The 22,410-nt window shown below is 29.8% G+C and carries 25 protein-coding genes; 20 read left to right on the forward strand and 5 right to left on the reverse strand.

Features of this window, described 5'->3' with window-relative positions; all coding sequences use genetic code 11:
• Window positions 1-83 precede the first annotated feature (83 nt).
• Window positions 84-2,108: a glucose-specific PTS transporter subunit IIBC gene (gene ptsG, locus bsdE14_RS10915; protein ID WP_264849962.1), complete on the reverse strand. Its 2,025-nt coding sequence runs from the start codon at window positions 2,106-2,108 to the stop codon at window positions 84-86.
• 405 nt (window positions 2,109-2,513) lie between these two features.
• On the opposite strand from ptsG, the gene bsdE14_RS10920 reads away from it, so the two are divergent.
• The 3 genes from bsdE14_RS10920 to bsdE14_RS10930 all read left to right on the forward strand — a co-directional run bounded on the left by bsdE14_RS10920 (window position 2,514) and on the right by bsdE14_RS10930 (window position 5,815).
• Entirely contained in the window at window positions 2,514-4,364 is a 1,851-nt protein-coding gene (locus tag bsdE14_RS10920) for a DUF5050 domain-containing protein (protein ID WP_264849963.1), read from the forward strand.
• Window positions 4,365-4,401: 37 nt separating this feature from the next.
• Entirely contained in the window at window positions 4,402-5,181 is a 780-nt protein-coding gene (locus bsdE14_RS10925; RefSeq protein WP_264849964.1) for a class I SAM-dependent methyltransferase, read from the forward strand.
• 79 nt (window positions 5,182-5,260) lie between these two features.
• Window positions 5,261-5,815, forward strand: coding sequence for a hypothetical protein (locus bsdE14_RS10930; RefSeq protein WP_264849965.1), 555 nt, complete (start codon window positions 5,261-5,263; stop codon window positions 5,813-5,815).
• A gap of 111 nt (window positions 5,816-5,926) precedes the next feature.
• On the opposite strand, the gene secA2 is transcribed toward bsdE14_RS10930, so the two are convergent.
• A complete protein-coding gene (secA2, locus tag bsdE14_RS10935; RefSeq protein WP_264849966.1) occupies window positions 5,927-8,320 on the reverse strand; it encodes an accessory Sec system translocase SecA2 in 2,394 nt (797 codons plus the stop codon).
• Between the two features lie 505 nt (window positions 8,321-8,825).
• Between secA2 and bsdE14_RS10940 the strand changes: the two genes are divergently transcribed.
• The 4 genes from bsdE14_RS10940 to bsdE14_RS10955 all read left to right on the forward strand — a co-directional run bounded on the left by bsdE14_RS10940 (window position 8,826) and on the right by bsdE14_RS10955 (window position 12,004).
• Window positions 8,826-9,287: a GNAT family N-acetyltransferase gene (locus bsdE14_RS10940; RefSeq protein ID WP_264849967.1), complete on the forward strand. Its 462-nt coding sequence runs from the start codon at window positions 8,826-8,828 to the stop codon at window positions 9,285-9,287.
• 16 nt (window positions 9,288-9,303) lie between these two features.
• A complete protein-coding gene (locus bsdE14_RS10945) occupies window positions 9,304-9,765 on the forward strand; it encodes an HIT family protein (protein WP_264849968.1) in 462 nt (153 codons plus the stop codon).
• 221 nt (window positions 9,766-9,986) lie between these two features.
• Complete coding sequence (locus bsdE14_RS10950; protein WP_264849969.1) at window positions 9,987-10,751, forward strand: LytR/AlgR family response regulator transcription factor; 765 nt, start codon at window positions 9,987-9,989, stop codon at window positions 10,749-10,751.
• Complete coding sequence (locus tag bsdE14_RS10955; RefSeq protein WP_264849970.1) at window positions 10,748-12,004, forward strand: sensor histidine kinase; 1,257 nt, start codon at window positions 10,748-10,750, stop codon at window positions 12,002-12,004. Before bsdE14_RS10950 ends, bsdE14_RS10955 begins: the two co-directional genes overlap by 4 nt.
• Here bsdE14_RS10955 and bsdE14_RS10960 read toward each other — a convergent pair.
• Window positions 11,990-12,133: an AgrD family cyclic lactone autoinducer peptide gene (locus bsdE14_RS10960; RefSeq protein ID WP_264849971.1), complete on the reverse strand. Its 144-nt coding sequence runs from the start codon at window positions 12,131-12,133 to the stop codon at window positions 11,990-11,992. The genes bsdE14_RS10955 and bsdE14_RS10960 overlap by 15 nt on opposite strands.
• Complete coding sequence (locus tag bsdE14_RS22390) at window positions 12,108-12,701, reverse strand: accessory gene regulator ArgB-like protein (protein ID WP_350339558.1); 594 nt, start codon at window positions 12,699-12,701, stop codon at window positions 12,108-12,110. The genes bsdE14_RS10960 and bsdE14_RS22390 overlap by 26 nt, the downstream gene beginning before the upstream one ends.
• 181 nt (window positions 12,702-12,882) lie before the next feature.
• Here bsdE14_RS22390 and bsdE14_RS10970 point away from each other — a divergent pair, with 181 nt between their 5' ends.
• From bsdE14_RS10970 to bsdE14_RS11005, 8 genes are all read left to right on the forward strand, one after another.
• Window positions 12,883-13,467, forward strand: coding sequence for a hypothetical protein (locus tag bsdE14_RS10970; RefSeq protein ID WP_264849973.1), 585 nt, complete (start codon window positions 12,883-12,885; stop codon window positions 13,465-13,467).
• Window positions 13,468-13,479: 12 nt separating this feature from the next.
• Window positions 13,480-13,806 (forward strand): hypothetical protein, encoded by a 327-nt coding sequence (locus bsdE14_RS10975; RefSeq protein ID WP_264849974.1) that lies wholly within the window; start codon window positions 13,480-13,482, stop codon window positions 13,804-13,806.
• 836 nt (window positions 13,807-14,642) lie between these two features.
• Window positions 14,643-15,299 carry a hypothetical protein gene (locus bsdE14_RS10980; RefSeq protein WP_264849975.1) on the forward strand — a complete coding sequence of 219 codons (657 nt, stop codon included), beginning with the start codon at window positions 14,643-14,645 and terminating at the stop codon, window positions 15,297-15,299.
• A gap of 55 nt (window positions 15,300-15,354) precedes the next feature.
• On the forward strand, window positions 15,355-15,909 hold the full coding sequence (locus tag bsdE14_RS10985) for a stage II sporulation protein M (RefSeq protein WP_264849976.1): 555 nt from the start codon (window positions 15,355-15,357) through the stop codon (window positions 15,907-15,909).
• Between the two features lie 16 nt (window positions 15,910-15,925).
• Window positions 15,926-16,606: an ABC transporter ATP-binding protein gene (locus bsdE14_RS10990; RefSeq protein WP_264849977.1), complete on the forward strand. Its 681-nt coding sequence runs from the start codon at window positions 15,926-15,928 to the stop codon at window positions 16,604-16,606.
• A 528-nt stretch (window positions 16,607-17,134) separates the two neighbouring features.
• The gene (locus tag bsdE14_RS10995) at window positions 17,135-18,277 is read left to right on the forward strand and encodes an efflux RND transporter periplasmic adaptor subunit (protein ID WP_264849978.1); all 1,143 of its coding nucleotides are present in this window, start codon (window positions 17,135-17,137) and stop codon (window positions 18,275-18,277) included.
• On the forward strand, window positions 18,270-18,956 hold the full coding sequence (locus bsdE14_RS11000; protein ID WP_264849979.1) for an ABC transporter ATP-binding protein: 687 nt from the start codon (window positions 18,270-18,272) through the stop codon (window positions 18,954-18,956). Before bsdE14_RS10995 ends, bsdE14_RS11000 begins: the two co-directional genes overlap by 8 nt.
• Window positions 18,957-18,958: 2 nt before the next feature.
• Window positions 18,959-20,140, forward strand: a complete 1,182-nt coding sequence (locus bsdE14_RS11005; RefSeq protein ID WP_264849980.1) for an ABC transporter permease — start codon at window positions 18,959-18,961, stop codon at window positions 20,138-20,140.
• 89 nt (window positions 20,141-20,229) lie between these two features.
• Here the strand turns inward: bsdE14_RS11005 and bsdE14_RS11010 are convergent, their stop codons facing one another.
• A complete protein-coding gene (locus tag bsdE14_RS11010; RefSeq protein WP_264849981.1) occupies window positions 20,230-20,424 on the reverse strand; it encodes a hypothetical protein in 195 nt (64 codons plus the stop codon).
• Between the two features lie 317 nt (window positions 20,425-20,741).
• Between bsdE14_RS11010 and bsdE14_RS11015 the strand changes: the two genes are divergently transcribed.
• The 5 genes from bsdE14_RS11015 to bsdE14_RS11035 all read left to right on the forward strand — a co-directional run bounded on the left by bsdE14_RS11015 (window position 20,742) and on the right by bsdE14_RS11035 (window position 22,376).
• Complete coding sequence (locus tag bsdE14_RS11015) at window positions 20,742-20,927, forward strand: hypothetical protein (protein ID WP_264849982.1); 186 nt, start codon at window positions 20,742-20,744, stop codon at window positions 20,925-20,927.
• Between the two features lie 106 nt (window positions 20,928-21,033).
• A complete protein-coding gene (locus bsdE14_RS11020; RefSeq protein WP_264849983.1) occupies window positions 21,034-21,267 on the forward strand; it encodes a hypothetical protein in 234 nt (77 codons plus the stop codon).
• A gap of 100 nt (window positions 21,268-21,367) precedes the next feature.
• Window positions 21,368-21,565, forward strand: coding sequence for a hypothetical protein (locus tag bsdE14_RS11025; RefSeq protein WP_264849984.1), 198 nt, complete (start codon window positions 21,368-21,370; stop codon window positions 21,563-21,565).
• A gap of 30 nt (window positions 21,566-21,595) precedes the next feature.
• Window positions 21,596-21,841, forward strand: coding sequence for a hypothetical protein (locus bsdE14_RS11030; RefSeq protein WP_264849985.1), 246 nt, complete (start codon window positions 21,596-21,598; stop codon window positions 21,839-21,841).
• A gap of 97 nt (window positions 21,842-21,938) precedes the next feature.
• Window positions 21,939-22,376: a helix-turn-helix domain-containing protein gene (locus bsdE14_RS11035; RefSeq protein ID WP_264849986.1), complete on the forward strand. Its 438-nt coding sequence runs from the start codon at window positions 21,939-21,941 to the stop codon at window positions 22,374-22,376.
• Window positions 22,377-22,410: the final 34 nt, after the last annotated feature.

Consider the following 22,410-nt stretch of genomic DNA (forward strand, 5'->3'; position numbering starts at 1 on the left):
TCTTAATGAACGTATGTAATGAAAAAAACAGCTAGATGAGTCTAGCTGTTCTTTTTTCAAGTATTATAGGGGAAACAATACTCTTATTTTATGCTAACTTTTAGTTGTTCGCCTTTTTTAACCTTAGTTCCAAAGTTTAATGAAACTTCGCGTCCTTCAGGTAGGTTTGTGAATATTACTGGAGTTATTATTGAAGGAACTTTAGCTTTTATTTCATCTAAGTTCATTCTAAGGATTGGTTCTCCAGCTTTTATAGCAGCGCCTTGTTCCACTAGTGCTTCTATGCCTTCACCCTTAAGGTTTACTGTATCTACACCAAAGTGAATTAGTAGTTCTAAGCCTTCTTCAGAAGTTATTCCTACTGCGTGCTTTGTTGGGAATAGTGTAGTAATTGTTCCATCAACTGGTGAAACTATTTCTCCAAAAGTTGGATCTATGGCAAAGCCATCACCCATCATCTTTGATGAGAATACCTCATCTGGAACTTCTGATAAATCTATTATTTTTCCTTCCATTGGGGAAAGGAATTTTTCACAGCTTACTGAGGATACTGAAGTTTGTTCTGCTGAATTAGTTTCTTCAATTGCTGATGGAACCTTACCAGCCATTATATCCTTTATTTGAGATTTAAGTTGATCAGATTTAGGTCCAAAGATAGCTTGAATGTTGTTTCCAACTTCCATAACTCCTGAAGCGCCCAATCTTTTTAACTCAGCTTTATCAACATTTTTAACATCTTTAACACTTACTCTTAAACGAGTAATACAAGCATCTAAATTAGCAATGTTTTCTTTTCCGCCTAGTGCCTTAAGTATTCCAGCAGCAAGCGCTGACCCCTTAACATTAGTTACTACAGAAGTTTCTTCATCATCTTCACGTCCAGGTGTCTTAAGATTCCATTTTCTTATAGCAAATCTAAATCCGAAGTAGTAAATAACTGCAAATACTAGGCCTATTGGAATTACTAGCCACCAAGCAGTTCTGTTTGGCATAACTCCAAATAGCAAGAAGTCGATAACACCACCAGAGAAGGTCATACCTATCTTGATATTTAAAATCGCCATTGTCATAAAGGATAGACCTGCAAAAATACAGTGAATTGCAAATAGCGCAGGTGCAACGAATAAGAAGGAGAACTCAATTGGTTCTGTAATACCAGTCAAGAAGGAAGTTAATGCAGCAGAGGCCATAATACCAGCTACAAGCTTTCTCTTTTCTGGTTTAGCTTCTTTAACAATAGCAAGTGCAGCTGCAGGAAGACCAAACATCATGAATGGGAATTTACCTGCCATGAAAGTACCTGCTGTAAATGGCACACCATCTTTTAATTGAGCAAAGAATATATTTTGGTCACCCATTACTAATTGACCAGCTTTGTTAGTATATTCTCCAAATTGATACCAGAATGGATTATACCATATATGGTGTAGTCCAAATGGAATTAACGCTCTTTCAATAACACCGAATAAAAAGGCAGCTAAATATTTATTAGCATCGATCATGTTGTGTGAGAAAGAGAATAGACCGCCTTGTATTGGAGGCCAAATAAATACCATAATTACACCTACAGCTATTGAAAATACTGCAGTAATAATTGGAACGAATCTCTTCCCAGCAAAGAAACCAAGGTATGGTGGAAGTTCTATATTGTAATATTTTTTATATAATTGAGCGGCTAATATACCGATTATGATACCACCAAAAACACCAGTTTGAAGTGTTGGTATTCCAAGAACTTGTGCATACTTAGGATTTCCAACAGTCATGTTTGCTGTAATACCAGTTATAAGTCCCATAGTTGTGTTCATTATTAGGAAACCAACTATAGCAGCAAGCCCAGCAACCCCTTCGCCATCAGCCATAGAAACGGCAACACCAACAGCAAATAGTAGAGCTAGATTACTGAAAATAATTCCTCCTGATTGTTCCATAACTTTAGCAAGTCCTTGGAACCAAACAGCATTAAGTGAAGGAACCTTATTTAGAAACGTTGGATTTTGAAACATATTACCAAAAGCAAGTAATAATCCTGCTGCTGGTAAAAGTGCAACTGGAAGCATTAAAGCTTTACCTATTTGTTGTAAAACACCAAAAGCTTTTTTAAACATAATTTTACCCCTTTCTTTTTAGTGAAGTATTTATAGTATTACCAGAAATAAAAAAGGCACAAGCAGGACTCATAAGATTTATTTATAACTACTATACAAGGGTATATACTATAGCTTTTGCTATAGGCATACACTTATACCATAATAATTATAAGTAAATCTTATTTATAGTCATGCTCATGCCTGATCGAATCAGTAACACGCCAAATATTCAACTATAAATCAAATATTAATGATTACGTTTTCCATTATAGCAATATATTTTTTAAATTTCAACTGATTTTTTAATTTACTTTTTAGGTAATTTGTACAAATTATAAAATTTGAGTGAACATAAAGGATTTTAAAAAGTAGTACAGAATATACAATATAGATAATTTATGGAAATACATGGGGGAATTGCAGATGTTTTATTGTAAAAAGTGTAAAAGTAGTATAGAAGATTCACATAGATACTGTCATGGCTGTGGGGCATATATAGGTGAGCCGGCAGTTAGAGCTGATGACTGGCAGCAGCTTGAGAATAATGGTGATGAAGAAATACAGTATGAATATAGTGAAGAAGGTAAAATTATAACACTGCATTGTGAAAAGTGTGATGCAGTTGTGGAAAAGTATCATAAGTACTGCACTAATTGTGGAAGAAATTTAGAGAATAATATAAGGACTGAACTTATAGATCCAAAAACGCTGGATGAATCCAGTATAGATTCCGAAGAAGAGGTAGGAGCTATTGGGAAATATGAAAAAAAGATAAGTGCATTGATTAACAAATTTTTTAGTAATAAGAAGTTAGTAGCTGTGACTTCAATATTTTTGATGTCTTTAATAGTGGGCATTTATATTGGAAAAGTATACTTTAAGCCAGTGCCAAGATATGAGCAGGATGCAAGTTACAAAACTTTTGCACAGGATAAAGACGGGATGTACTATTCCTATTTTATAGACTCACAGGTAAATGAACTTCATGAAAAAAGAGGTGTGTATAAAGCAAAAAGCGATGGAACAAATGCGGTTAAAATTAGTGATAAGCCTGCTGCTTATTTAAATTTATATAAGAACTATATTTACTACATAAATTTTGATGACAGAAAAATATATAGAATGAAAAAGGATGGTAGTGACAATAAAAAGATAAGTGATGAGATGGCTATAAGCTTGCTTGTAGATAGGGGATATATTTACTATAGAGATAAAGTAGCAGAGGAAGCAGGAAGTACCCTATTTAGAATGAAACTGGATGGAAGTAAAAAGGTGGAAGTCACCAAGGATGCTTTATCCTATAATATCATTGATAATTATATTTATTATTCCAGTAGAGCTTCACTTGGAGAGGTATATAGAATTAAGACTGATGGTTCAAATAAAACAAAGATATGTAAGATAAATGGAGTATTAAAATACATAAAGGATGACTACATCTATTACTCTATGGCTCAGGAAAATATAACAGATGCAGCTCAATTTATGTATAACACTACCTATTTGAATAAGGTTAAACTAGACGGCACAAACTCTACTAAATTGACAAACGAACCAGTGTATAGTTTTTATGTAGATAAGAACAATATTGTTTATTTTGAGCAGTTCGACAATCAAAATAGGGATATTACTATCAATTTATACAAGGTAAATTCTGATGGACAAGGAAAAACTAAGATAGCTGAAAAGATTTCTTCATTTTTTTATATTGCTGATGATCAAGTGTTCTATATAGATAATGAAAATCAACTTCCCTATAGAAAGGATTTTAAGGGTTCTAATAGTATATCGCTATTAGGAATAGATGAGGCTGCTGCTGAAAAATATAAAATTGAAGCAATAAAAAAACAGACACTGCCAGCAGATTCGGTGGAGACTGTTAACAAAAATATTGATAGTATGTTTGTGGTTTATTTAGGCCAAAAGGGAAACAGCAAAGTGTCAGAAGCATATAATACTAGAGTATTAGATATGTTTGTTCAGAATTCAGGTGGTGGAAAACAGTATGTTCGAGTGACAAAGTTTATAAACGATAGTGCTACTACTAATTTGAATGAAGTAATTGACATGCAATCTGATGGAAGCAGAATAATGTATATTTCTTATAAAAAGGATGGCAGCAATTATAAAGTAGAGAATGTAAAATTTTATGAAGGAATTATTGAGAAGCAAGATAACTATTCTATAAAGTATTTCCTTGTTGAAAAAAAGAATGATACAGAGGAAAAGGGACTAGAAATATTAAGTATTAATAAGGATAACATAAGAAGTTAATATAATTCTGTTATGTATGCAAAAAAGGGGTGTGGAAATGAAGAGAAACGAAGCTTTTAATTCAATTGCAGAACTTTATGATGAGGTGAGGCCATCATATCCTAATAAATTGATTGAGGATATTATTAATAATACAAAAATAACCACTGAGAGCAGCTTGCTTGAGATAGGACCTGGTACAGGAAAGGCAACAATTAAATTAGCTGAAAAGGGGTTTAAAATACGCGGGGTTGAATTAAGTGAAAATATGACTAAGCTGTTAAGAGAAAAATGTACAAACTATCCAAAGGTAGAGGTTGAAGTGGCCTCTTTTGAGAGCTGGCAGCCTAAGAATGATGAAAAATACCAGGTTGTTTATTGTGCACAAGCTTTTCACTGGATTGATAAAGCCTTAAGCTATAAAAAATGCTATGAACTTCTTGAGGATGGAGGATACCTTGCTCTGTTCTGGTATCAACCTGTAGCTGAAAAGTCAGAGCTTAAAGAAGAGATAAATAACATTATAAGTAAATATGAATCTAAATCAAAAACCAAAAATGAGGAAGAGCACACCCCCTCTCAGCTAACTGAAATGAGAAAGGTGGAGTTTGCGTCTTCAGGCTTTTTTAAGGATGTTCAGGTTTTTGAGTATACCATTGAAAACTCAATGAATGCTAAGGAATATATAAAGGTTATTAACTCCTATTCTGGTTTTGCAGTATTAGAAGAAGCTGTTAGATTAAGCCTAGATAAAGAGGTAGAACAAGCTATTAATAACCATGGTGGGAAAATAACTTCAGGCCTTAATTATTCATTGTTTTTAGGCAAAAGGATATAGATTTTAAATATTTTTTCTAATGTAAGATATATAATGTTCTTTTTCATCATAAACTCTAATAAAAGTTAGGGGGGATTTTATGGTTGAGAAGGCATTTAATAAATTCTTTTGGGGCTTCTTTTTTATTCTAGTTAGCTTTAAAGTGCAAGGCTTTGATATATTTCCAGACATTGTTGGGTATATAATGTTTGCCATTGGCTTTAATGCTCTAAGCGTACATAGTGATCGATTTGAAAAAGCTAAACCATTTAACTACATAATGATATTTTTATCCGTATTTTCTATCTATGAAAGACCAGCGCAAGTCGGGCTTATGCAAACAAGTTTATCAAACTGGGTGGTAATTTTGATAGGAGTTATATCAACAATTATAAATCTTATAATTGTATATAATCTTTTTGCTGGAATAATAGAAATGGCCAAGAAGCAAAGAAAGCCTGATATTGCTGATGAGGCTGATAAAAAGTGGACGCAGTATGTAATTATTCAATTTGCAGTGCTTTTATTATTTGTATTTGTTATAATTCCTGTTGTTGCAGCCCTTTATATGATATGCTTAGTTGTAGCAACTGTTGCATATGCAATAATAGTGATGTGTTTTATGAAGAAATGCGGATTGAGTTTAAATAGTTAATAAGTAAGAAGTAAGAAGTAAGAGTTATGGTTAAAATTCAGCTTAGCTGAATTTTTTCAACAGCTCTTACTTTTTACCTTTTAGTTCTTACTTAAATAAATAATCATTGTTTTAGTTTTTTTCCTTATGCTTTATTTTCTGAACGAAGGATTCAACTACTAAAATTGCTGCCACTATGGGTGCACCAAGGAGATAGGCTGCGGATGTACCAGCGCTGCCGAAGAAAATTAAAGAAAGTGCATCCAGGATGGTATTATCCTTAACCAGATATGTCCAAGTTGAGGATGGTGGTTTTATTCTTGCTTTTAATTCACTTACACCTTCCATAGATAGTTCCATGGTTTCAAAGTCTTGAATAATCCTATCTTGGATATATTGCTGAAGCTGCTCATACATTTTGGCTGTTTCTATTTTATATTCCTGCAGCGGCTGCTTTCCACCAATAACCTTTAGATTTATTCCTTCTTGCAGGGTAGCTGTAGCTGCTAGGAAATCTGCCCAGCTATCATCTATATTATATAGAGCAACTTGCTTTTCAAGGTCTTTTAATGCTTCCGCTCCTAACAGTTCAAAGAGTTCTTCATAAATCTTTGGATTTTTCTCTTCCAAGATGTTAAAAGGATTAGTGTCTAGAAGGATTTCACATCTTCTTTTATAAACTTGAAAGCGCTGATTTTCTACTATAGAAGAGTATTGCCACAACACTCTTCTTAAATCTGAATTTTGTCCTTGAACTATTCTTTGAACTTGAGATACCTTTTTTGCTATTCTTTGACTAGGCAGTGGTTCATCTTGGTTCTTAGGTCTGATTATTTGAGGTAGAACCCTGTCAATACCATATTGCTTTATAAGATCATCCTCCAGGCTTATAAAGAATCTGGACATTCCAGGATCTCCCTGACGGCCTGCTCTTCCTCTAAGCTGCTTATCTATACGGAGACTTTCGTGTCTATTAGTTCCTATGACATAAAGTCCGCCAAGAGTTACTATTTTATCCCTATCGATTTCTTTAGGTCCTCCAAGCTTTATATCAGCGCCTCTGCCCGCCATATTGGTTGAAACAGTGACAGCGCCAAGTGTACCTGCTTGTTCAATAATATTTGCCTCTAATTCATCATTTTTTGCATTTAATACATTGCAGTTTATATCAGCTTTTTTTAATTCCTCAGCTAAATATTCTGATTCTTTAACACTGCAGGTACCAATTAAAAGAGGCTGTCCTGTAGCATGTATCTTTATAATTTCAGCTACTAGAGCTTTGTATTTTGCTTCCTTGTGTGTAAATATTACATCACCATAATCTTCTCTTATACAAGGGGTGTGAGATGGAATTGCCATTGTTTCTAGATTATAAAATTCTCTTATTTCTTCAGCAGAATCCATAGCTGTTGCGGTCATACCTGCCAGTTTTTTATATAAACATATAAAGCTTTGCAGGGTGATTTGACTCATAATACGCCCCTTTGAGTTAATACCAACCTTTTCTTTTGTCTCTAAAGCAGCTTGAATTCCGTCCGGCCAGTGTCTGTTTTCAGCCACTCTGCCAGTAAATTCGTCTACCATTTCAATTATATTGTCTTTAACAATATAATCTACATCCTTTTTAAGCATTGCCATTGCATAAAGGCAGTTGTGCACTTCATTTAATAATTTATAGTTTTCTTCAGCATATAGATTTTCAATGCCAAGCATATTCTCTACAGCATTAAGGCCAGCTTCTGTAAGAAATGCGTTTTTTTCATACTCATCTTTATCATAATGTACTTTTGGCTTTAGTTTTTTAATTGCTTCCATGGTAATATAAAGGGTATTATCATTATCAACACCACCAGCAGCAATTACTAGAGGTATTCTTGCTTCGTCCACAATAATTGAATCCGCTTCATCTACTATAGCAAAATTGAAGGGTCTTTCAATTAGTTTATTTTTGTCATAGCATAGATTATCCCTTAGATAGTCAAAGCCAGCTACTTTTGCTGTTACGTATGTAATATCACACAAGTATGCTTGCCTTTTATCTTCAATATTCATAGTGTCCTGCACGTAGCCAACAGTTAAACCCAGCATTTTATATATTGGGCCCATCCATCCTGCATCTCTTTTTGCTAAGTAATCATTAAAGGTAAGAATTTGGCAGCCATCTCCGGTAAGCCCATTTAAATAAGCAGTAAAAACAGCAGTTAAGGTTTTCCCTTCTCCAGTCTGCATTTCTATTAGTTTGCCTTTGTGCATAGCAATGGCAGCTGCAATTTGTTCATCATAGGCAGTTAATGCTAGAACCCTTTTTACAGCCTCTTTTACAAGGGCAAAGGCTTCTATTAAAATATCATCCATGGAGTGTCCCTGCAAAAGTTTGTTTTTTAACTCTGTGGACTTATTTAGCAGGTTACCTTCACTTAATTTACTAAAATCAATAACATTGATTTGTTCCACTATTTTTTTATAGCTGCTATATTCAGAGCGGCTTGACCTTTTTTCAAGGGCCTTAATTAATACGGTAGACATATGTTTCCTCCTGTTTTCTTTATACTATGCATAAAGATTTATTAATCTTTCAGTAATTCTACAAATTATAACAAATGATTTTTTACTAGCTAGTTTTCTACAAATTTTTATTAATATAATTTATATGTCTAATAAGACAATATTGTGTAGGCTTTATAAATGACAAATTATTTTATAAATTTTATATCCTTACATTCTTCTTCATATTTATCTGAAAATTATATTTTTAAATCATTAAATGGCTTATTATGGTCATAAAGCAAAAGTGGCTCATGGATATTTCCCACTTAGTTAATAGCATATAATGATTATACTATAACCTTAATTAATATAATAGAATAATATGGAATAAATGGATAGATAAATAAAAATGTTCAATTTCTGTACAACAAATAAACGATGTTGTGTAAAGTAAAGAATAAAATATACGATGATTTAAATATGTAATTAAGTATAATAATAAAAACAATTGAATTTAATTAGCCATTGATGTGAGGGATATAAAATGAAAAATATTGAGTATGTTAATGGAAATAGGGAGCTTTTAGAGACGGTAAAGCCATTATGGGAAAAATTAAATGAGCATCATAAGAATAACTCTACTGATTTTTCTGAAGTATATGAAGCTTTTACTTTCGAGGATAGAAGTAAAAAGTTTTATAGTAGTGAGATTAAAAGCGTAAATATAGAGTTAGTTAAAGATGTTGAAAAAGGCAAATATGTAGGATACTGTATCAGTACTATAAGTAAAGAGTTTGTTGGGGAGATTGATTCGCTGTATATTGATAATGACTATCGAAGTCTTGGAATTGGCGATAACCTAATGGAAAGGGCAATACAGTGGCTGGATAATAATAATGTAAAAAAGAAAATAATCGGTGTAGCTGCAGGCAATGAAAAAGTACTGGAATTTTATAAAAGACATGGGTTTTATAAGCGCACAACTATATTAGAACAAAAATGGTGATTTGAGAGGTAGAGTTATGGAAGGGATAAATGATAGAATTGAGGCAGCAGTACGTGGAGAGAATCCTAGATTGCTTATTAAGATGAAAAGTGGCTTTGCTGTTATAGGGGATACTCAGTTTTTACCAGGATATTGTGTGCTTCTTGGATATCCCAAAGCCTACTGCTTAAACGAATTAGATGAGCAGCATCGAAAAGAGTTTCTTTTTGATATGAGCCTTATAGGAGATGCAATAACTGATATATGCGATCCGCTTAGGATAAATTACGACATATTAGGCAATACAGAAACATTTTTGCATGCCCATATCTTCCCTCGTTATGCTTGGGAGGAGGAAACTAAAAGGAAAAAACCAGTTTGGAAGTACCCTAAAGAGATGTGGGAAATTGATGAGTATCAATTTAGTGAAGAAAAGCATGGCGAAATGAAAGAGGAACTTGCTAAAAGGTTGGAGCAATTGATAAGGATATATTACTAAAATTTCGCGGAGAAAATAAAATAGCGTAAAAATAGTGAGAAATGAAAATTAGGAATATATTATAAGAGAATAGCACTAAGAAAACTATTTTAGTAGTTTTTTTAGTGCTGTTTTTAGTTGTTTTAGAAAGAACTTATGAGAGTCATGAACAAAATAGGGGTTTTGTGGTATAATATGTAAAGAAATACGAAAAGTGCTATGTGTTGGTGCGGGAGGATTGTATGGCTAATATTTTAATTGTTGAAGATGATATTTATCAGAGAAGAAATCTTATAGCTATGATCAAAGAGCTTGGAGAAAGCTATCAAATATTTGAAGCAGATTGCGAAGAAGCTGCATTAAAACTAGCTGATGAAAATAGGATGGATTTATTTTACGTAGATATAGAACTCAAAGATTCTTCTGGTTTGGAATTTGCAAAGAAAATTAGAAGTAATAATATGTACAAGCTTACCTGGATAGTTTTTATGACTACCTATGTAAAGTACATGTTGGAGGCGTTTAAGGAAATACACTGTTATGATTATATAATAAAGCCATATGATAAGGAAAAAGTAAAAGAGCTTACCTTGTTACTTTTAAATAATAGAGAAAATGAAAAGGTAAATAAGTTAGAAAAAAAGTATATTATTTTTAAATCAAGAGGTATAGAGATAAAACAATACATAGAGGATATTTTTTTTATAGAGATCTGCCTACGGACTATAATTTTACACACAAAGATAGGTAAGATTGAGGTGAATAATCTGGCATTAAATAAAATAAAAGGTATGCTAAATGGAACTAATATTATTCAATGTCATCGTTCCTATTTAGTAAACATAGATTATGTGCAAAAGGTAGATAAGACAAAAAGTACATGGGATGCATTTTTTAGAGATTATAACATGAAGGTTCCAGTGAGCAGAAGTTACAAAAAAGATTTTGAAGAGACTTTAAAGAATGCTGGTGATAATGTATTAAGGAGAGGACAGAATAACTTATGACATATGTACAAGATTTTATTCTAACATCAATGGAAGCAACGGCTATGATATTAATACTAGATCCATTGATAAAGGAAAAAAGAGATATTAAAAAGTACTGCTTTATTATTATTTTAACATCAATGTTTACTATTTTGACAAATAGCGTAAGTATATCAGTAAGCAACTATTTTAACTATATATTTATTATAGTATTAATAATAATTTTATTTAAAAAGAAAATAGATGAAGCACTAATGGAACTAGGAATAGTTCTAGCTGCGCTAATGATTATTCAATTAGTAATTATGGCTATGATTAAGCTTACAAAAATAGTATTTGTTAAGGATTTTTACCATGGTTTTACTATTAATAGTATACTTATAGGTTTATGTATTTATATAAATAAGTTTTCACCAATAGGAAAAATATATAATGATAATAAGTCATATATTAGAAAAGTGTATTTATTTATTATAAATATATTATTTTATATATTAACAGCTAAGTTTATGTGGGAAACCAATAGAAAGTTTTTTAATGAAAGTATGCTGTATATATCAGCTATAAGTATAGGATTTCTAGCATTTAACATCATATTTCTAGTTAATAATATTAAATATGAAAGACAAAAAAAGGTAATAGAAACCTATAACCAATATAGCCCTATTATGTCAAATTTAATTGAAGATATAAAGAGAAGACAGCATGATTTCAAAAATCATTTAAATACTATTTATGGCATTATTCAAGTAACTGATGATGGCGAAGTTAAAAGTAAGTTGAAAGAATACATCGAATCCTTAAGAAACTCTGTTCAGGATAGTGATAATATTGTTCATGTAAATAACAAAATAATAGCAGCTATAATTTATAACAAGGTATGTGAAGCAAAAGATAAGAATATAAACTTTAAATATGATGTGGACAATGAAGCAGATTTAGGATTGAAGCAGCATGAGATATCGGAAGTGTTAAATAATTTATTAGATAATGCCTTTGAGGCAGCTATAAAAGCAGAGAATATTAGGAAAAATGTTGAACTAAAAATTTATATAGAAGAAGTAAATAAAATTATAGAGGTAAGAAATAGTATACCAGTAAATAATATAAGTAATATGAGCAATTTTTTTATTAGAGGATTTAGTACAAAGGAAGAAAAGGGGCATGGATATGGCCTATATAATGTAAAAAAGATAGTTGAAGCAAATAAAGGAATAATTCAACTATCTATTGAGGAAAATATTTTTATATTTAGATTAGCTTTTAGTTAAGCTTTTAGGTGGCTCTGGTTCACCCCAAAATAATAAAGAAGATGTTTTCAATGCGGTCCCTGCAATTGCAATAAGAATAAATGCAAAAGCATTATTAAGTTTTTTAGAAATTTCGTAAGTTTTTGTCATAATTAAATCCTCCTTTAAAATCTAGTAGCTGAATTGCTTGTAGTAATAGTGTAGATATTCCACAATTTATTAACTTAATATTTTTTATACAAAACATTAAAATAAGAAACCATATAAGTGTAAAGAAGATGGATAAGCTCTTTAATATCCTTCTTCTTTTTTTACATTTAATAGGTCTGTTAGGATTTGGTTTCGGAGCTTTAGTAGAAATTAGTATAAGTGTTATTAATCCTAATAAAAAATAAACGTTATAGCTGGTGAAGGAAATACTAGGAGCAATATATGAAGTAACTATAAAAAATGCCGTGGTAAAAACTAAACACTCGAGTGTAGTGCTAAAATGCAGCCCTCCAGCAAAAAGTCTTATAGACATTAAAATTAGCAAAGAAAACATGAAGTATTTAAGCATGCCAATAGAAAAAAATATAATAAGTAGAATCATTAACTTAATAGATTCTCCTAGTACTACTTTTAAGCCATAATTTATTTTTTCTACGTCCTCTTCTAATGTATAAGAATTATATTTACAAATCTTAACTGTGGCAAGATCAGCTAATTTAGAAATCATTTATTACCTCTTTCCTATATCTACAATAAAATAATTACAAAAAAACAAATAAAAGTAAATAGTTTTGCATGAAATGCATAGATTTTGACACGAGTGGTCGTTTCGTAAAAAATATGCACTTGGTACATGAAAAAAAGCATTTCATGCTAATTGTCTTGAAATATAATTAGGAGAAAGTATAATGAAAAAATATAATATATGGAATGTTTTGCATAAAATGAAGAAAAAGGAGGAAAAATACATGGACAAGCTATTTTTTTTACAAAATAAGAAGATAATTAATTTTGGATTATTTCTTGGGTATTTTGTTATTGCTATATTATGTGTTTCTATTGGAATTGCTCAAATAGGATATCAAGACTTTCAAGAGATAAACAATGCCATAAAAGGAACACAATTTCCGATTTTTACAGTATTATTTCTTTTTATATTAATATTGATGTTTTTGATGTACATCGGTTATTGGATATTGGCAAGAGTTTTATATTATTTATCGAAAATGATTTTAAAATTTACAATAGATTTCGGAATATTTCATAATATAGTTTTAATATATAGTATGTTTTGCACAGTTGGAAATTTAGTTAATATATTTTTTATAGATAAAATAAATATAGTATTTCTTGTATTTATAAATCCTGTTTTTATTTTGGGATATTGGTTTATCTTTTTTGTATCAAGAAGTGGCCTTAAGTTAACTAATAAAAAATCATACATAATGACTTTAATATTTTTTACTTTTAATTTAATTGTTAGTAAATTGTAGGGGGGTTGAATTATGAGTTCAATGGTCATTAATTCAAGCAATAATCAATTATCTAAGAAGATTTTTCTAAGCGTAGGGGCATGTGTGTTACTGGCACTTTTATTTCAAATAACTGGAGGCTTCGGTTTTGAAATAAGTAAAATAACCGGATTGTCCGAAGTTGCAATAGGAGCTGGTATAACATTAGCTTATAACGCTTATAGAAGAGGACAGTCATTTAAAAGAGCTTTATCAATATTCTTTTCATGGTGTATTGTTAGCATACTTATTTCTATAGGATTGGATTTACTACTTTGGTTGATAGCACGTTATGGAATTCCATATGTAGCAAGTTGGTAAAATTATAAAAAGTAGGTTATGTATGATTTTTATTAGATAAATAGTAATGTGCTTTAAAGCAATATATTTAAAGCACATTACTTAATTAAATAACAACTAGATAGATATAGGTGATTAATATGCATTACAATTTTAAAATATACTTCATATATATGTTAAAAATAACAAGAAACAAGTTATTATATGTTTTAACAAATTCTTTTAAAAACGACGAAAATTTTAAGGTTTATGTTGAAAAGTGGATGACCTCTTTTTATTATTATAGTATTTTGCTGTATATTTTTTGGTTTTTAGTAATTGGATTGTTAGAATTATTATTTTTTCCAGTTTCATATGATCTGCCACAGCATATAATAATTAGAATTTCATTAATGAAGATTTTAGTGTTAATTCTAATAGTTACCGTGATTGGGAACATAAAAATGGAATATGATATAGTTGCGTTTATAGAAAATATGAGCTTAAATATTGATAAAAAACGAAAATTCATTATACAAACATTTTTCTATAATTCATTTTTTATATGGTGTATTGTATGTGTATTATTCTTACCTTTAATTATAGTACCTGCATTATTTTTAAAATTTAATTTTTTGAAAGATATATTCATTATTCTATACATAATATTAACTAGTTCCTGTATAATATCCTTTTTTAGATTACTAAAAAGGGCATTAAACAATACTAAGAAAAAATCAAATACTTTTTTAATCAAAATGATGTATAGTACTATAATTTGTATAATTCCGTACATAATGAACAAGTTCTACTATTATTATGAGCTTATAAAGAATAATAAAATGGCCATTATTGATATGATATACAATAATTTTGGTGTGAAAATTGAAAGTTTAATTTTCCATAATAATTACACATTATTATTATGTACGCTTATTATATTAAGTATTATTGCAGCTACAAAATACATGTCTGATAAAGTTTTAAATTATCAAGATGAAAAGAATAAAGAATTAAAAATAAGACGATTCAATAAAATATTGAGCGTATTCGTTGAATTATATAGAAGATATGGAATTATTGATGAGGATTTAATTGTAATCACAATTTTTTTATCATTTCTAAACTTACTATTAAATTATAGTGGTAAAAATACTTTAGCAGTAAATTCAATTATGTTATTTATTTTGATGAATTTAACGTTTAGAAGGTATAATACTGAGTTTATTTTATATTTAAGAAGAATAAACGTAAGTGTTTTTAAAATAACACTAATGAATTCATTTTATACTTTTTTTAAACTTATTATATTATTAATACCTTTTACATTAATGAATAAATTTACCCAGCTTTTTTTGTTTGAATATTTTGTGATTAATATACCATTTGTTTATATAACAAACCTTATATATGTAATTATTCTTAAAAAGCTATCTTTTTATTTTAGAGGAGAACTATTGAAAAAAGTAACAGGCTATATTGCGATTATAACGATGTCTTTAATAGTATATAGTATTTTTTCGATAATCTTGTAATATATAAATACTATTTTCAGGTTTTTTATAAGAATTTATGGTGGGGGAAGAATGAATGAGTACAATATATAAGATGCTTAAGAATAATAAAAGAGTACTTGTATTTCCAATTGTGATTTGGGTTACATTTACAGTGATTTCTTTATGTGATGTATATTCACTTAAGGGTAATTTCACTACTATTAATCTAAATGTTGCAAATTTAAAATGGAGTGAACTTTTTTTTCATAATGCGTCTTCTGCTATTCTTATGATACTTTTGGGAAATCTAACGTTTGGAATTGCTTCAAGCCTAATGCTATTATATAATGCATATTTAACATCTGCTTCAATCTATTATGTTTATCTTAATAGTGGATCTATAATTTACTCAGTTCTCTTAATTTTTACACATGGTTTGATTGAGATATTAGCAATTTCTTTAGCTTTTCTTTTATCTACTTCAACATTAAGAAAATTTATAAATAAGAGGTATAATGCAAAAAAGTTTTATATTAACTCTGTATCTGAAAAAATGAGTATATTTATTACAATATTAACATTATTATTGTTTGCGGCAATAATTGAAGCAAATATAAGTTTTTTAGTAGCTAAACAATTTATAAAATAATTTAAGGAGATAGATGATGAAGCTAGAAATTCAAAATTTAAGAAAAAATTATAATACAGAGATATTAAAAGGAATTTCAGTTGTTCTTGAAAGCAATAAAATTTATTCTTTACTCGGAAAGAATGGTGCTGGTAAAACTACTTTTATGAAAATATTATCTGGACAAATAAAATATAATGAAGGAATGATTAAATTTCATGGAGATCTAAATCATGATGATATAAGCTATACGCCAGAAAGTGGCGTCTTTCTAGAATACTTAACAGGACATGAACATCTAGAATTAATTAAAGAAATGAAAAAACTAGATTTTAATGATAGTTATTTGAGTAAGTATGCAAAGAAGTTTAATATATATGATTTTTGGGACGAGTTGGTAATCAATTACTCTCATGGAATGAGGCATCAGTTATCATTAGCAATGGCATTATTAACTTCACCTAAAGTACTGCTATTGGACGAACCATTAACCTCACTTGATCCTATAAATGTAAAGTTCACAAAGGATATCCTACTAGACTATGCAGATGAGGGGAATATTGTAATAATATCAACACATATATTGCCAATCGCATCTCAACTTAGTAATGATATTTTAGTACTAGTAGATGGAAAGTTTGTTGAGTTAAAAAATAAATATAATAATAAGGATAGAGATTGTGAATTTGAAGAAAAAATTATAAGCTTGTTAAAATAAATAGTTATTTGTATAAAAGAGTATTATATTATCTGCAAAAAAGCTTTTTATATTATAAATATTAAAGAAAAAATAGTGAAAGGACACACTAAATATGATTTTACAAAGTTTATTTTTTAAAATAATTTTTTTGTTTATTGTTGTGATTATTTTCGATAAGATATTTGAAAGGGCAAATATAAATAAAAAGATAAAAGGTTTCTTAAATATAAACTCAAAGAAAAAGAATGTAATTTTTCATAGTATAACGTGCATTATTTTTATTTCATTAATTAGTATAATTTTCAAATCTTATTTTAAGAGTTATATAATCAGTCTTATAAAATTAAGTGTATTTACAATATTTCTACTTTCATATCTAAAAATAGACAAAATTATCAATGAATAAGATAAACAGTTTATGATAAGATATTTATTTAATGGGTTAATATAATTGATAATTTATAATGCCATATTGAAAATTAAATTTAGATATTGGGAAGATTGAGTGGCATGAACATGAAATTATACTGGAAAGGGAATTTTTTTATGAAAAAGAAATATATGGTTATATTTATAACTATTTTTATAATCTTAGTCTCTAGTATTAGTTTATATGCAATAAATAGAAGCGGAAGAAGTGTTAATAGAACAGCCCCAATAGCACTCTATACTATACCGGATAGGGAAAAAGTATTTGTAAATGGTATTGTTACCCCTGAAAAAACAGAGAATATTTTTTTAGACAACACAAAAGGAAATGTAAATAAAGTTTCTGTTAACAATGGACAAGCAGTAAAGAAAGGGGATATCCTTTTTACTTATAAAAATGATCAAATTACTGATCAAGTAGAACAATTAAACAGGCAGATTACTTCAAGTAACAATCAAAAAAAGCAGTTCAGTGAAAAGTTGACTGAAGCAAAGAAGCTTTTAGCAAAGCAGAAGGAAGAAGCAAAAAATCAAGGGTTACAGAGTGAAACTGAAAACAACGCAGCAATTGCTGCAACACAAACTTCTGGTACGGAAGCTCAGATCAGTGGCTATCAGGATCAAATAGATTCTATCCAAAACCAAATTGATACAAATCAAGATCAGCTTAAGATATTAAAAGAAAAAGAATTTACTGTAGTAACTTCTCCAATAGATGGGAAAGTACTTCTAAGCGATTCTCAGAAGGATATTACAAAGCCATTTATTGTAATAGAATCAGTTTCTTTTTATATAAAAGGAAATGTTAATGAGAAGGATCAGCCAAAGCTTAAAGAGAATCAAACTGCAGATATATTTATATTTTCTACAAAAAAAACCTTGACTGGTAAGGTAAAGAATATAGGTAACAGACCAGTAACAGAACCTAGTACTCAAGCTGTTGCTGGGGGCAGTTCAAATAATATATCCTATTACGATGTAAATATATCCATAGATTCTCAAGAATACATAACCAACGGATTTCATGTACAAGTTACGGTTAAGCTTTCATCAGAAAAAATAAAAATACCAAAGAGTTCTATTTTTGAAGAAGCAGGAAAAAAATATGTATTTAAAACAGTAAATAAAAAGCTAACTAAGCAGGAAGTCACCTATGAGGGTGACAACTCTTCTGAAGTTGTTGTTATTTCGGGATTAAAAGAAAACGACAATATAGCAAAAAATGCTAAAGACATGAAGGAAGGTATGTCTGTTGAGTAAGCTAATCGATTTAATTAATATAAATAAGTATTATAAGTTAAGAGAGGATAAATTACATGCGTTAAAGGATATAAACCTCACCATCGAACAAGGAGAATTTCTCATGATTATGGGAAAGTCAGGCAGCGGAAAAACAACGCTATTAAATCTTCTTGGATTTCTTGATCGCTTTGATGAAGGAAATTATATATTTAATGGTAATGATGTAACTAATTTCAATGAAAATCAAAAATCTGATTTAAGAAATAGTTACATGGGGTTTATATTTCAACAGTTCCACTTAATAGATTCTTTAACTATTGGTCAGAACGTTGAGCTTCCACTGCTCTATAAAGAGAAGGGTACTATATCTAAAAAAGAGAAGAATAGGAGAGTCGAAAAGTATTTGGATATTGTTGGATTGTTAAATAAGAAGAAACAAACACCTTCGGAATTATCCGGAGGGCAGCAGCAGCGAATTGCCATAGCTAGGGCTCTTATTAATGATCCATATGTAATTTTCGCTGATGAGCCTACTGGTGCATTGGACAGCGAAACTGGTGAGGATATTATGAATATACTTAAGATACTAAACGAAGAAAAAAAAACTATAATTATGGTAACTCATGATAGTGATTTGACTAAGTATGCCAATAAAGTAATTTATATAAAAGATGGATTGATAACAAAGGTGGATTAAATATGTCTATAATTAACTTGTTTAGAACTTCAATATATAGTCTAAAATCACATAAATTAAGAGTTTTTCTTACAATGATAGGAATTATCATAGGCATAAGTTCCGTAGTTACAATTCTATCCATCGGAGATGGTTTAAAAGCAGAGGTAAATAAATCAGTGGAGGATACTAGTGCAAATAGGATAAATATCTATTTTGAGTCAGAGAATATTGGAGCAGACTTAACCTTGATTGAACCTTTCAGCAAAATAGATGCTTATTACCTTAAGAATATAGATGGAGTAGAGAAGGTAGAAGCTAGTCAAGGTATTGCAGGAATAAGCTTTACTTCTGTGCAAGTAACTTGTTTTGATAAGAATGCAACAATTATGATAGACAGTTATGAAGGTAAAAGTTTAAATATTAAATACGGACGTTTCTTTAAAGAAAATGAAAATGCTTCAAAATTAATAGTAATTAATTTTGAAGCAGCAAAAAGCCTTTTTGATTCTCCTGAAAAAGCTATTGGTAGAGGAGTATCCATAAATGGGGTTAATTATGAGGTAATAGGAGTTTTAGGGGAACCTGGAGCATTTTCGCTAGCTGGTACCTCAAGTTATGTATCAAAAAGTGCTAAAGAAGAAATAAATTCAAATGATACTATATCAAGTATAGATGTTTATTTTAAAGCAGGAGAGGATAAAAATAGGGTTTTCGAAGACATAAAAAAAGAGTTAAAACAGCAACATCCTAATTTAAAAGGTGAATATAAACTTCAAGATCCTCAGGCTATTACTAAAGCCTTTGAAAAGATTATAGGAGGGTTAACTGCCTTTATTGCGCTAGTTACTGGGATATCCCTATTTGTTGGTGGGATAGGTGTAATGAATATCATGTATGTTTCTGTATCTGAAAGAAAAAGAGAAATTGGTATAAGAAGAGCTATTGGAGCAAAGCCGAAAAGTATTTTACTTCAATTTCTATTTGAAGCAATTCTAGTAACTGGAACAGGCGGTTTAATAGGTATTCTTTGTGGATTCTTATTTGGTAAAGTTGCTAGCATTTTTTTACCATTCCGACCAGTTCTAACTGTAAATAGTTTTATTGGCGCAACACTTACTTCTGTTCTAGTAGGAATAATCTTCGGGATAATACCAGCAATTAATGCATCAAGGATGGATCCAATTAAGGCAATATATCTCTAGTATTAAAGAATGTATTATGCATTTTTTAGAGGATTACAAAAAGAAACGTCCATTTGGGGGAAAATGGGCGTTTCTCTTTGTAATTATTATTATTTGAAAATTTCTGGATTACAAGCATTTAATTCTACATAGCCGCAGTTAGGGCAAACCCAAGCATTAACTTCCGAAGTTTTTGCAAAGGCTCCCTTTAAACCGGACTCTTTTCTTTGGATAATTAATGAAGGAAAATCAACCTGGTATGCTTCCTCCATTTTTGTTTTACATCTTAAACAATCTTTATTCATGTTTATGCACCTCTTTTAATACTATCTATAATAAAATCATTACAAAAAAACTAATAGATGTAAATGCTTTTGTATGAAACGCATAAATTTTGACACGAACGGCCAATGAAAAATAAGATGCATTTTATGCAGAGGAAGTATTATGAAAGAGAATTTGGTTATATTAGGACTTTGGAGAAGCTTTCAAAAAATGTTTAATATTCATGTATTGTACTATTCATGCTCTAAAAGTGACATTTCATGAATTATTTATTGAAGTGGCATAAAAAGGATATATAATTGAGCGGAGAGGGTACTTATATGGATGAGGTGAGAAAATGTATAATAATGTGAAAGATAAAATAATTTTATGTATCAATATTATTTCAGTTATAGCACTGGTGGTACTTGGAGTTATTCTCTTAGTGCTTCCAAGTGTTAATAAATTTATAGGCATTCTAACAGTACTTTTACTGATAATAAATTTTATTTTGATAATATATAATGAGGTAAAAGAAAGCTAGAATATACTAAATAGTTATAACTAGTAGAAGAAATTAAGAATTAAAGAATAAATCACTCACTAAAAATGGCATTTTGCATTATATTGATGATGGGGGTATAAGTCATATGGATAAGTTAAAAAAATATAGAAAGATTAGAAGAAGGCTTGAAACTATATCACTTTTGATTGCTATTATAGTAGGTAACGGAATAAGTTCTTACTTGGGAATTGGTGGCAAAAAGTTTATTTCATTAGATACTGCACTAAACTTAGCTATTGTAGTTGGAATTGCCTTAGTATTAAACATTGTAGCTATAAGAATTGCAGATAATTGGTATGAAAAAAATATGGACAAATAGAATAATTCATGCACTAAAAACGACATTTAAGGGATTATTTATTGAAATGGATATTTAAAAATGTATAATGAACTAAAAAGAGAATTTAGGGGGCACAGCAATGAAAAAGATTATACCAAATCTAATCCTTATGGTCTTAGGAATAATTAGTATTCTATTAGTTTCTGTATTTAGTATCAATGGTGCATTAGGATGTCTGCTTATTACATTTGGGCTTATTTTATTATTAGCTGGGATTGTATATAAAGTGAATAATCCTATAAAAGTTATTGTAGAGATGATTATAAATTTATTTTAATCAAATACGAATTTAGGGGGGGCGCTATTTATGAAAAAGAATAAAACTTTATCAATTATAGTTATTTTGCTTTCGATTATAGTTATTATATTAGGGTTAACTTGTTTAGTAAGTCAAAATTTCAGCACGATGCCTATCGTACTAGGGTTACTAGCACTTATTAATATAATAAATGGGGTGAAATTCATAAAGGACGGAAATAAAACACTGGGATGGGCTGCTGCAGTCACAGGTGTTGTTATACTTTTAATTGTAATTAGTCAATTAGTATTTTAATATTAAATAATATTATAAACTTTTACGACTTCTGCATATTTACAGATTGAATGCATAACCACAGGTAATGTGTTATATGAGTAATTTGGGGGAGTTAATGATGGGATTCACATTAATTGATAATGATACAATGCTTGAGAATATAAGTGATGGAGCTTTTAGACTATACTGTGTGCTTCAAAGTTATTGTTATGGAGAAAAGGATGTTTGTTTCCCATCTCAGAAGACTTTAGGAGAAAAGCTTAAAAGAAGTGTTAGAACTATTCAGAGGTATATAAAAGAGTTAGTTGAAGCAAAGCTTATTGAAGTAAAAAGAAGAGGTTCTAATAACAACTACTATAAAATGCTGAGAAAAGCGGTACAAAAGTCAATTCAAAACACCGTTAGTACTATCAAGGCAGCTGCTGAAAAACATAAAAGCAGCAGTAAAGGTAATTTCAATAATTATAAGCAGAGAAATTATAATATGAATAAGCTAGAGAAGTTATTGCTTAATAATGACTCAGGTATATGTTATGAGGAATGTTTGCTATAAAAGAGATATAGCAATAATATAAGTTTAATAAATA

The organism is Clostridium omnivorum (assembly GCF_026012015.1).
In the GTDB taxonomy this organism is placed as follows: domain Bacteria; phylum Bacillota; class Clostridia; order Clostridiales; family Clostridiaceae; genus Clostridium_AX; species Clostridium_AX omnivorum.